The following is a 12,482-nucleotide window of genomic DNA, read 5'->3' on the forward strand; positions in this document are numbered from 1 at the left end:
GATGCCTATCTAATCGAGCTTATTGATGTAATAGCCCTTGTATTTATTAGCATCAAAAGTAAATAAGGTTTTTGAAATAGGCTCATTAGTTTTAAAACTATTTACAGTTAAGGTGGTTTGTGTGCCATTCTTACCGACTTCTATAAGATTGTAGATGTGTTTGGTTTGGGCATCAATTCCTAACAACACTTGCTTGATTTCAGAATTGCTATCAATGGGAGTTAATTTTACATACTGAATTTTTCGTCCACTGATATTTTGAACGATATCCATGGCATAGTTGTAGCCTTGTTTGTAAAACGATAACATCTTACTTGGTGTAATCGTGTTTTCGTCTTCCGTGTTATTTTTTGAGATTGTGACCTCTTCGTCCTCAGGACTGATGGTGTAAAGTGTTTTTCCGTCGTAAATACGAGTTACCCCGAGAATGTTTAAAAGGTATTTTTCACCTTCAATGACTACATCACCACGAGTTTCTTGATTAATATTTTCGCTTGCGTTTCTAAGGACGTATTTAAAATCAATGCTAATGTTATTATAACTTACAACCTTAGCATTGACCTCATTCAATAAGGTCTTCGCTTTTTGTGCATCTTGTGCAAAAGTTGAAAACGATATTAAAACAATGGCAAATACAAGTAATTTTTTCATTATTAAGGGTTTTTTGATGCTTTTATAGAATTTCTATTATATTAAATTTCATTTGCTAAAAGTTGATCCAAAGATGCAAGATCGGGAACCAATACTTGGCGTGCCTTACTGCCTTCAAAATGGCCAACAATGCCAGCAGCTTCCAATTGATCAATCAATCGACCGGCTCTGTTATATCCTAGTTTTAACTTACGTTGCAATAAAGAAGCTGAACCTTGCTGCGCAGTGACAATTACTTCAGCAGCCTCTCGGAACAGTTTATCTCTGTCGGATATGTCTACATCAAGACTTATGCCACTTTCCTCTCCAACATATTCGGGTAAAAGATAGGCATCTGGATAGGCTTTTTGGCCGCCAATAAAATCTGTGACCAATTCAACTTCTGGGGTATCTACAAAAGCACATTGAATCCTGGTCAATTCATTTCCTTGAGTGAAAAGCATATCTCCACGACCAATCAATTGGTCCGCGCCCGAACTGTCCAAAATAGTCCTGGAATCAATCTTAGAAGTCACCCTAAACGCAATTCTAGCAGGGAAATTCGCTTTAATAATACCTGTGATAACATTCACTGAAGGTCGTTGTGTGGCAACAATCAAATGAATTCCAATCGCACGGGCCAATTGTGCCAAACGGGCAATAGGTGTTTCCACTTCCTTACCAGCCGTCATAATTAAATCGGCAAACTCATCCACCACTAAAACGATATACGGTAAAAATTGATGTCCTTCCTCAGGGTTTAATTTACGTTCCTTGAACTTATCATTATATTCCTTGATGTTGCGGCAAAAAGCATTTTTCAACATCTCATAACGATTGTCCATCTCAATACACAAGGAATTCAAGGTGTTGATGACCTTTGTGTTATCTGTGATTATGGCCTCTTCGCTATCGGGTAATTTCGCTAAATAATGACGCTCAATCTTATTGAATAAGGTCAGCTCCACTTTTTTAGGATCCACCAATACAAATTTTACTTCTGCCGGATGTTTTTTGTAGAGTAAAGAAGTTAGAACCGCATTTAAACCCACTGATTTTCCTTGACCAGTAGCTCCAGCCATCAGTAAATGGGGCATTTTAGCCAAATCGACCACAAAGGTTTCGTTGCTGATGGTCTTGCCAAAAGCAATCGGCAATTCCATTTCCGATTTCTGGAATTTCTGAGATGCAATAACCGAACGCATCGATACAATGGTCGAGTTTTTATTGGGTACCTCAATACCGATCGTTCCCTTACCAGGAATTGGTGCGATAATTCGGATCCCTAAAGCAGCCAATGATAAGGCGATATCGTCTTCTAGATTCTTGATTTTTGAGATGCGGACGCCGGCATTGGGAACAATTTCATATAAGGTAACGGTCGGACCGATGGTCGCTTTAATATTGGTAATGCCGATACTGTAGTTGTTAAGGGTGTCAACAATACGGTTTTTGTTTTCTTCAAGCTCATCTTGATCGATGGTAATCCCTTCAGAATCGTATTTTTTTAAAAGATCCAAAGGTGGGAACTGGTATTTGCTCAATTCCAACGTCGGGTCAAATTTTCCATACTCGGCCACTAATCGATCAGATAAGTTATTCTTTTCTGTGGCTTCTTCTGCGATATGCTCCACTTGCATCGTCAATTCATCTTCATCATCCTCCATTTCTTGCTTTTGTTGAGGCACCTCAATACGAAGTTGCGGAGTTTCAATTTTAGGTTCGGGTTTTGGCTTTACAACCGCCGCTACCACGGATTCTACTTTAGCAGGCTTTAAATCGAAAGCCGCTTTTATCGCCTCAGCTTCAGCGCTCAAATCATTATCTATAAGCGCATAAGATTCTGAGGTGTTGGTATCACTTTCAAAATTTTCTTTCATGTCATTTTTAGCCGATTTGAAAACCTTGACTATCATTTCGCCAGTGACTTCAAAGCGGATGGCCGCATAAATAATCAGTCCGAAAAGGAGTAGGAGCGCGGTACCAATAATGCCGATATAATCTTGGAAAAACGAGTTCATTTCAAAACCGATAATTCCACCAAGAGCGTCATATTTATGAGAAAAGAATCCGAAGAAAATAGACAGCCAAATAGCAATGAGCGTTCCCCAAATCCAATGGCTTCTCAGTTTTGCTTTATTGATGTTTAAGGAAACGTAAATTCCGGAAATGAAAATTAATCCAGCAAAAATAAATGCTGACACCCCAAAACCATTCATAATAAAAAAGTGGCTTACCCAGGCGCCCAATTTATTGAGCCAATTTTCGGCCACCACGTCACGAGTGCCAATTTCAGTAAGTGTGCTTTGATCTGCATTTCCTGTAAAAAAGAATGAAAGAAAGGCAATAAACAACAAAGCACCAAGAATTACCAACAAGCTACCAAAAATGAGTTTTTGCTGATTTGATAATTTGATCCCGAAGTTTCGGTACGTTTTTTTGGTTTTAGGTGTTGTAGTACTGCTTTTAGCTTTGGTTTTCTTCTTCGCCATGTGAACCTTCCGTGACCACGGAAATCTATTTTTTATAAAATTGTATTACTGAAATAAGCTAGGTTTATCTGTTTTCTTAAGGAAACAAAAATACAAATTACTAACGTTAATCCTAACCGAATTAGTATTAAAAAAGCTTTGGATAATAAATGACTGCCGCTACAATAATTGCAGAAATTGCCGCGATAAAAACGGCACCTGCTGCCACGTCTTTAATATGACCAATACTGGCGTGATGGTCTGGATGAACAAAGTCGGCAATTGCTTCAATAGCCGTGTTGACGCCTTCGATACTCATGACCAAACCAATCATGGCGACTTGAAAGAGCCATTCTGTAGTGGAGATTTCAAAGTAAAACCCAGCAATAGTTACCAGAATGGCAATCGCAAATTGAATTTTAATACTCGCTTCCGTTCGCAGTAAAATTAGCGCACCTTTATAGGCCCAACCTATACTTTTTAAGCGATTGACCAGTAACGAATCTTTTTTTTGGGACATAAATTAAGACTATGAAAGCGATGCTAGTGCGGCGTCGTAATTCGGTTCCTCTGTAATTTCAAAAACTTGTTCCGTATAGATAACTTCAGCTTTATCGTTTAAAACGACTACACATCTTGAGTGTAAGCCTTCTAAAGGTCCATCAATAATGGTTAAGCCGTAGTTTTTGCCAAAATTACCATCTCTAAAATCAGAGAGGCTCTCTACGTTGTGAATGCCTTCGGCCGCACAAAAACGGGAGAATGCAAATGGCAAATCTTTAGAAATACAAATCACTTTGGTATTGTCGAGTTGCGCTGCCTTTTGATTAAAAGATCTAACCGATTGTGCACAAGTACCTGTATCAACACTTGGAAAAATGTTTAGAATCACATTATGACCCAAATAGTCATGAAGTGATCTTGAAGAGAGGTCGGTCGCTGTTAATTTAAAGTTGGGAGCGTTCGTTCTTTTTTTCGGAAGTTCTCCAGAAGTTGTTACTGGGTTGCCTTTAAGTGTTACAGTTGCCATAATATAAAAGTGTTTATTTTGAAATGTTAAAATTAAGGATTATTTGAGGGTTTGCCTATTAATTAAAATAGAATGTTTTCGGACCTAAATTCTGAAACGAGCTTTCTATAGGATCATGTGAAAAATGTTATGACTATTTTCCATCACCTTTATATAAAAACCTATCTCAACTCTGCGCCAAGTTGCTCTTCAAAATTAGTTTGCAATTTCTTCATGATTTTATCAACCTGCTGGTCGGTAAGCGTGCTGTGTTCATCCTGGAATTTAAAACTCACGGCATAACTTTTTTTGCCTTCTGGAAGGGTGTTGCCTTGATAAACATCAAATAAATCCACACTTTTTAGTAAGCGTTTTTCGGTTTGATTGGCAATGGTATCGATAGCTTCAAAAGTGATGTTTTCATCCAATAATAAGGCGAAATCGCGTCGAGATGCTGGGTATTTAGGTAATTCCTTAAAGGCAATGTTTTTGTGTTTTACCATTTCAATCACATGGTCCCAATTGAAATCAGCAAACAATACGTCCTGAGAAATATCAAAATGCTTCATGATTTTTTTATTGACCAGACCAAAATCCACTAAGCTCTTATTACCAGTTTGAAGACTGATGCCTTCACTAAAGGCATCGTTTTGAATTGGAGATGCCGTGAATTGACCTAGGGCCAAGCGTTCTAAAACGGCGGTAATAACGCCTTTTAAGTAAAAGAAATTAGTGGGTTTCGGATTGGAGTTCCAGCGCTCTGCATTCTCATTTCCAGTTACAAAAAGCGTTAAATGTTTATTTTCAACATATTTGGAGTCCTGATTATGATAGGATTTGCCAAATTCAAACAGTTTTAAATCAGAGCGTCTTCTGTTGATATTTCTGCTGACGGCTTCAAGCCCTGAGAACAACAAGCTTTGACGCATTACACTTAAATCATTGCTCAACGGATTGAGCATCGTTACATTATGCTCTTCCTTTAAATCCGCACTTAATTTTGTATAAGCTGGCGTCGTTAAGGAATTGGATAAAATCTCATAAAAACCTTGGCTTACCAATTGATTTCCAACGACATTTTGAAGTTTGAAATCTTCAAAACGTGATGATGGAGAGATGGATGCATTTAGTTTTTGGGTAAACTTGATGTTGTTGTACCCATAAACTCTTAAAATTTCTTCAATAATATCGGCTTCACGCACCACATCATTTCTATAAGCAGGAACCGTTAATCCCAAACCTGTTTCGGTAACATTGTTAACCTTAATATCTAAAGACATCAGGATGCTCTTGATGATATCTGTTGGGATTTCTTCGCCGATTAACTTTTGTGCATTTTCAAAGGACAAGCGGACCTGAAAATCTTCAATTTTTTTCGGATAGATATCTACAATATTACTGGTAATCAATCCGCCAGCAACTTCTTGAATCAATAGCGCTGCACGTTTTAAGGCGTACTCCGTAATATTTGGGTCGACACCACGTTCAAAGCGGAAGGAAGCATCGGTATTTAGACCATGTCTTTTGGCTGATTTTCTAATCGATATTGGGTTGAAATAGGCGCTTTCTAAGAAAATACTTGTCGTTTGATCGGTTACTCCTGAAAGTTCGCCACCAAACACACCGGCAATACACATTGGTTTAACAGCATCGCAAATCATTAAATCCTCTTCATGAAGTTCACGTTCAACACCATCTAAAGTTTTAAACTTCGTTCCTTTTGGTAAGGTTTTCACAATGACTTTGTGACCTTCAATTTTATTGGCATCAAAGGCGTGCAAAGGCTGCCCCAGGTCATGTAGAACATAATTGGTAACGTCAACAATATTGTTTTTTGGTGTTAACCCAATCGCTTTAAGACGGTTTTGTAACCAAGCAGGTGATGGGCCAACTTTGATGTCTGTAATGGTAAGCCCACAATAGCGAGGCGCCAATTCTTTGTTGAGCACATCGACCAAAATTTTTGAAATGGTATTGTCTACTCTAAAAGCGCTTACGGAAGGCGTGATAAGTTCGACGTGATTTTTTTGTTGTAAAAGTCCAGCTTTAAGATCTCTGGCCGTACCAAAATGGCTCATGGCATCCGCTCTGTTTGGCGTGAGACCGATTTCAAAAACCTTATCGTTTTCAACTTCATAAATTTTCGAAAGTAATGTGCCCACGGCAAGTTCATTGTCCAAAACCAAAATACCATCATGAGAAGTTCCAAGACCTAATTCGTCTTCAGAGCAAATCATTCCATGGCTTTCTTCGCCTCTAATTTTTCCTTTTTTGATGGTCCAAGCTTCACCTTCTGCAGTATATAAAGTGGTTCCTATGGTCGCAACCGGTACCTTTTGGCCAGCGGCTACATTTGGTGCGCCACAAACAATTTGTAAGGGTGTGTCCAATCCAATGTTCACGGTCGTAACTTTAAGACGGTCCGCATTGGGATGTTGTACACAGGTCAAAACTTCGCCAACTACAATGCCTTCCAATCCGCCTTTTACAGATTGAAAAGTGTGGATGCCCTCAACTTCAAGACCTAGGTCGGTAAGTAATTCGCCGGTTTGTTCAGGAGTCCAATCAATGTTTACAAACTGTTTTAACCAATTATAAGAAATCTTCATTTTTAGAGTATTAAGCTATAGCTATATTTTATTCAATGTTTTGCAATCTGAATCCGCGTTATTCGGCCTAGCGTCCGACTTATTTTAAATTCGGGGTAAAGATAATAATAGTATATAGTTATAGAAATGGTATATAATTTTATTTTCAATGTTTTTTAGCCTTATTTTTACTAACCTAAAAAGTCCCATATTCGCTATGAAGCACCTGTCCGTCATTATACTTGTTTTTTTATTTTTATCCTGTAATAGAGATACCTCAAAGAAAATGCTGCATGGTATGTATTTGGGTCAGCTGGATGTGAATGGGCAGGAACATATTCCTTTTAATTTTGAAGTGACTTCTGATAAGGCCTTAAAGATATTTAATGCGGACGAAGTTATTTTAGTGAATGATATTACCTATAAGAATGATTCGGTTTACATTAAGATGCCTGTTTTTGAGGGCTATATTGTGGTTAAGCTAACTGAAGATGGGATGATTGGCAGTTTTTTCAATGAAAGCTTTGGGTCGAGATTGCCTTTTAAAGCTTTTTATAATTCCAATGCACGCTTCAAGTTGACGGACCCTGCAGCGACTGATGTTTCCGGCAGTTGGGAAGTGTTGTTTAGTGCTGATTCTGATGAAAAAAAATACCTGGCGAAGGGCGTTTTTGAACAAAAAGGGCAAAAGGTCACGGGTACTTTTCAGACCAAAACAGGCGATTATCGATACTTGGAAGGCGTTGTAAATGACAATCAACTTAAATTATCAACCTTTGATGGCTCGCATGCTTATTTGTTCGTGGCTACTGTGACGGATAGCACAATGAGTGGTACTTTTTTTTCGGGGAACACCTATGCCGAGCCGTTTGAAGCCAAACGAAATGATCTTTTTGAGTTGCCTGATGCCAACACGCTTACTTTTTTAAAAGAAGGTTATAAGCGTTTAGAATTCAGTTTTCCACAAGCAGATAGTACGATGGTGTCTTTAAACGACCCGCAATTTAAAGATAAAGTCGTGGTTGTTCAAATTATGGGCACTTGGTGTCCGAACTGTTTGGATGAAACGAAATATTTTTCTGAATACTATAATAACAATTCCGATAAGGATATTGAATTTGTGGCTCTGGCCTTTGAATATGCGAAAACAGAAGCAAAAGCATTTAAGAGTATCGCAGAATTAAAAAATAGAATAGGCATCGAATACCCGATCTTGTTGGCGCAATATGGAACTTCAAATAAGATTGATGCTCAAAAGAAATTGCCGATGTTGAATCATATCCTATCTTATCCGACCACTATTTTTATTGATAAAACTGGAAAGGTTCGAAAGATCCACACGGGTTTTAGTGGACCAGCAACCGGTAAGGATTATATTGATTTTAAGAATGAGTTTGAAAGTTTTATAGATGAACTTTTAGCGGAGTAAATATCAAAATTTCAATACCAACTTTTTTCAATTTCTACTTCCCGCCTTTGCTAAAGCTACGGACGGGCAAGCAATTTTAACTTCACTCTTTACCCATGAATACTCTCGCTCTTTCCATACTTTTTAATCAATTCGCCTTCAAAATCCACCAATTCTTTCCAGCGTTTATCGACATCAATATCTTTTCCGTATTTGCGCGCATAGGTAATGAAAAGTGTGTAATGACCTGCCTCACTAACCATTAAGTCATAATAAAACTTTGAGAGTTCAGGATCTTCGACGTGCTGATATAGCATTTTGAAACGTTCACAACTGCGCGCTTCGATCATCGCCGAAAACAGGAGTCTATCCACCATGCTCTGTAAACGACTGCCGCCTTTGTTCATAAACTTATAAAGTTCATTCACATAATTGTCTTTGCGCTCTCTTCCTAACGTATAACCTCTTTTCTTGATGATTTCGTGAACCATTTGAAAATGTTCTAGTTCTTCTCGGGCAAGTTCCAGTAAATCAGTAACCAGATCTGGATATTCTGAATTCTGAGTAATGATCGTAATTGCATTGGTGGCCGCTTTTTGTTCACACCACGCGTGATCGGTCAAAATTTCTTCGATATTTTCTTCAGCAATGGCAGCCCAACGTGGATCTGTTTCTAATTTAAGGTGTAGCATTTTATTCTAATAAAAATTGAACTAATAAATATTTTCAAATAATTTTCGAAGATAGTGATATTTTAAGATGGGGTTAATGCATGATAATTTATCGGGACAGAGACTGCCGCTTATAAAAATTCTTAAATAATTTGTGTGATTTTTTAAAAAGCGTTACTAACTCTCATTTCCGTGTTTAAAATGAGCTCCACCGCTTTTCTGTATTTGATAGGATTGTCCGCCTTTTTTATGGCTTTCAATGTTTTTTGTGGATTGGAGGTCGATTGCGAAAAGAATTCCCAAAAGCCTAGCATTTTCATTTTAATTGGGGTTGGGCCAGAAAGATATTCGTCGTATTGCTGGTAAATGGTGTCGTGAAATTCAGAGAAAATTGACCATCGGTTTTTTGGATATTCGGTCGTGTCATTTTTTATCATGCTTGGTAAAAAAGGATCGGCAATTAAGCCACGGCCAATCATAAAATGATCGATTTGTGGAAACCGTTCTGCAATGGCTTTAAAAGCAGCAACGCTGGTGATGTCTCCGTTATAATAAAGCTTGTGCTTGGTGCTCGTGATGCATTTTTCAAAAGCATCCAAATTGACGGGGCCTTTGTAGAGTTGCTTGCCAATTCTGGCGTGAATGGCAATGTTTTTAAGCGGATATTGATCTAAAATAGGAAAGGCATCTAGAATTTCTTCTGGGTTATCGTAGCCCATTCTCATTTTCATAGATACCAGAATGTCTGTTTCGTTGTGGGCTTTGTGTAAAACTTCGTTGATTCTGTTGGGATTGCAAATTAAGCCCGAGCCCATTCCCGATTTAGTGACCATAGGATAAGGGCAGCCTAAATTCCAATTGAGTTCTTTATAGCCTAAACTTTGCACGTATTTGGCAACAAATATAAATTCGTCGGGATCGTTGGTGATGACTTGCGGAATGACTTCTAGAGTCGTGTTGTTTTCTGGCAATAAGTCATTTTGATAGGATTGCTTGATAGTTAGCTTTCCATTCAGCCGAATGTAGGGCGCGTAAAAAGTGTCGATACCACCAAAGTAATGCTGAAAGGCATTGCGAAACCGAAAATCTGTAAAGCCTTGTAAAGGCGATGAAAGTAGAGTAGAAGCCATCTTAATATTTAGGACGGCAAAGATAAGTTAATTGGTGGTTGAGTTGGTGTTTAAATTTACAGTCAAATCTAAATTATTGAAATTTTTCTGGACAAATTTATTAAGTTTTAGTATCAGCCTTGAACATGAGCTCTCAGCATTTTAGAAAAACCATGAATAGCACCGAGCTTTAGCTCGGGGCCTATTAGTCAGAAGTGTGTGGGACTTTAGCCAACTTATATTTTCATTTGCTAAATATATTTTCTTTTGCTGATACTTGTTAAAGCGAGGGGGAATTCAAAATTTAAGGTGTTATTTTTAATGGACGATCATTATTACTGCTGACATAATCATAAATCGTTTTAGATATTTTAGCCAATTGATCGGTGCCTTTATCGAAATCTTTTAAATTTTTAGAAAGCAATACCAGTACATAAGCGCGGCCATCAGGTAAATAAATGATTCCCGCATCGTGATGCACTCCAGTTATCGATCCTGTTTTATGAGCCACTATGACTTCTTTAGGCAAATACACCGGAATCATATCATTGTGTTGTTGATCTTTTAAAATGGCGAGCATGGCATCACAATCTTTTTGGTTCCCGGCAGTTTTATTGGCAATGGCTTCCATAATCATCATTAAATCCCTTGCGGTGGTTGAATTGCTTAAGCCTAAATCAAAGGCTTTTTGATCTTCGACGCCTCTTAAAACTTCGATATGTTTCGCGCCTAAATCCCGCATGGTTGCCGTTGTGTTTTTAGCATCGACCAGTTCAATCAAAACGTTGGTGGCTAAATTACTGCTGATGGTAACCATGCTGTGCATTAAATCTTTTAACGTTACTTTGGTGCCGATTTGTTTGTAGATAATGTCATCACTATCATCGTTGATATCCATGCTGTACAAACTGCCGTCCATAATACTTTTAAATTCATTTTTCAACACGATCGAATCGTTCAGGTTTATTTTTCCTTCTGAAGCTTGTTTGAATAATTCGATCATCACAGGCACTTTCATGGTGCTGGCCGCATGAAATTTTTCATCAACATTGATCAATAAACTGTCTTTAGGTTCTGACAAACTATAAAAAGCAACCGCAACAGTGCCTTCTATGGAGTCAATTTGAGCCTTTACGGCACTTTCTAAATTTTGTTTCTTAGAAATTTTCTCATTACAGGAGAACGTGAACATTAATAATGAAGCGAGCGCAATTGTACAAGCAGTTTTCAGATGTTTCATGATTTTTGGTTAGTTGATAAAAAGAAAAGCACGTTTTTTAACTTTTAGATGGTTTTTGCAGCCAATTGTTTTTGATTAGCCATTCTGAAATAAATGCTGTAAACCCATCTACATCTCTTGGGGTATTGCAAAGAATAATAAAAGTAATATCTTTTTCGGGAACTGTGACGTAGTTGCATAAAAAACCACCTTGGCTCCCGGTGTGTCCCACCGTTTTAAAGCCGTCGGGAGTTTTGTCGATAAACCAAGACCAGCCCATAAATGGAGGAGTGGCCTCTTGCCAATCTGGCCAAGGTTTTATGGTTCTGGAATCTTGTAAAATGGCCCCTGAAATAAATCTGTGTTGTTGCAATGCCAATTCGTATTTGGCCAGATCGCTAACGGAACTCCAAACGCCGCCGTTGCCTGCCGCTGCAAATGTAGGTTCCTCGCCATAATCTTTTTCGATCCAATTTCCGTTGCTTTTAATATAAGCATGAGAAACGCCAGTTTCAGGATGTGGGCCATCCGTAATGGTGCTTGTTTTCATGCCAGAAGGCGTGAAAATTTTATCCGCCACATAGTTTTGCCATTTCATGCCCGTGACTTCTTCAATAATTAAAGCCAAAGCATTGTAGGCAGGGTTGGAATATTCGTAACGGGTGCCAGGTTCAAAATTCAGATGTTCAGCTTGGGTTGTAGGATACCAGTTTTCGGCATCTTTAGCGGTCAGATAAAATAAAGAATCCGTTTTGGTTTGTCTATTATCTTCTAATCCTGAAGTGTGCGTTAAGAGGTGTTTGATTTTTACTTTTTCTGCAATGGCCTTGTTTTTTAAATTAGGGAAGTATTTGTCCATATTATCCTCCACCGAAAGTTTGCCTTCATCTTGTAGCATCAAAATGGCATTGGATACGAAGGTCTTTGAAATGGAGCCGATGTTGAATAAGGTATTGGCATCGATCTTGGTCTTCAGTTCGAGGTCGGCGAGCCCGTATCCTTTACTGAAAATGATACTATCGCCCTTAATAATTAAAATAGCTCCTCCAGGTTCATCGGCTGGCATTTCCTTGGAGAAATATATATCTAATTGGCTTGTGTCTGGGATGTCGGTTTGCTTGGTTTCTTCTTTATTGTCCTTGCAGCTGAGCATTACCAATACCATGGCGATTGGTAAAATAAAATTGAATTTTCTCATATTGTTTATTTGGCGGTTTTTTTGAAGCTATCAAATTAAGTTAAATCTATGAATTTTAGTGAATCTTGCTTTGATTTCTAAAAATTTTGACACGGATTTCACGGATTTTCACGGACTTCTCATGATGCCTACTCGAATTTTTCACTATAAATTTCACGAATGCAATAAGCTTTTAGTCA

The 12,482-nt window shown here is 38.2% G+C and carries 10 protein-coding genes; 1 reads left to right on the plus strand and 9 read right to left on the minus strand.

Annotation, left to right across the window (positions count from 1 at the left end; genetic code table 11):
- Positions 1-9: 9 nt before the first annotated feature.
- From lolA1 to pheT, 5 genes are all read right to left on the minus strand, one after another.
- Entirely contained in the window at positions 10-651 is a 642-nt protein-coding gene (lolA1, locus tag ACOH2D_RS12610; RefSeq protein ID WP_348035982.1) for an outer membrane lipoprotein periplasmic chaperone LolA1, read from the minus strand.
- A gap of 41 nt (positions 652-692) precedes the next feature.
- Positions 693-3,122, minus strand: a complete 2,430-nt coding sequence (locus ACOH2D_RS12615) for a DNA translocase FtsK (protein ID WP_449535457.1) — start codon at positions 3,120-3,122, stop codon at positions 693-695.
- A gap of 127 nt (positions 3,123-3,249) precedes the next feature.
- Positions 3,250-3,621 (minus strand): diacylglycerol kinase family protein, encoded by a 372-nt coding sequence (locus ACOH2D_RS12620; protein ID WP_348035319.1) that lies wholly within the window; start codon positions 3,619-3,621, stop codon positions 3,250-3,252.
- Between the two features lie 9 nt (positions 3,622-3,630).
- Positions 3,631-4,131 carry a thiol peroxidase gene (tpx, locus tag ACOH2D_RS12625; RefSeq protein ID WP_348035320.1) on the minus strand — a complete coding sequence of 167 codons (501 nt, stop codon included), beginning with the start codon at positions 4,129-4,131 and terminating at the stop codon, positions 3,631-3,633.
- 161 nt (positions 4,132-4,292) lie between these two features.
- On the minus strand, positions 4,293-6,719 hold the full coding sequence (pheT, locus tag ACOH2D_RS12630) for a phenylalanine--tRNA ligase subunit beta (protein WP_449535458.1): 2,427 nt from the start codon (positions 6,717-6,719) through the stop codon (positions 4,293-4,295).
- A gap of 196 nt (positions 6,720-6,915) precedes the next feature.
- On the opposite strand from pheT, the gene ACOH2D_RS12635 reads away from it, so the two are divergent.
- The gene (locus ACOH2D_RS12635) at positions 6,916-8,127 is read left to right on the plus strand and encodes a peroxiredoxin family protein (protein ID WP_449535459.1); all 1,212 of its coding nucleotides are present in this window, start codon (positions 6,916-6,918) and stop codon (positions 8,125-8,127) included.
- 89 nt (positions 8,128-8,216) lie between these two features.
- Here the strand turns inward: ACOH2D_RS12635 and ACOH2D_RS12640 are convergent, their stop codons facing one another.
- The 4 genes from ACOH2D_RS12640 to ACOH2D_RS12655 all read right to left on the minus strand — a co-directional run bounded on the left by ACOH2D_RS12640 (position 8,217) and on the right by ACOH2D_RS12655 (position 12,303).
- The gene (locus tag ACOH2D_RS12640; RefSeq protein ID WP_449535460.1) at positions 8,217-8,798 is read right to left on the minus strand and encodes a MiaE family protein; all 582 of its coding nucleotides are present in this window, start codon (positions 8,796-8,798) and stop codon (positions 8,217-8,219) included.
- Between the two features lie 143 nt (positions 8,799-8,941).
- Complete coding sequence (locus tag ACOH2D_RS12645) at positions 8,942-9,907, minus strand: tRNA dihydrouridine synthase (RefSeq protein ID WP_449535461.1); 966 nt, start codon at positions 9,905-9,907, stop codon at positions 8,942-8,944.
- Between the two features lie 283 nt (positions 9,908-10,190).
- A complete protein-coding gene (locus tag ACOH2D_RS12650) occupies positions 10,191-11,126 on the minus strand; it encodes a serine hydrolase (protein ID WP_449535462.1) in 936 nt (311 codons plus the stop codon).
- Between the two features lie 37 nt (positions 11,127-11,163).
- On the minus strand, positions 11,164-12,303 hold the full coding sequence (locus ACOH2D_RS12655) for a serine hydrolase domain-containing protein (protein WP_449535463.1): 1,140 nt from the start codon (positions 12,301-12,303) through the stop codon (positions 11,164-11,166).
- Positions 12,304-12,482 lie beyond the last annotated feature (179 nt).

It is taken from the genome of Gelidibacter sp., assembly GCF_053579655.1.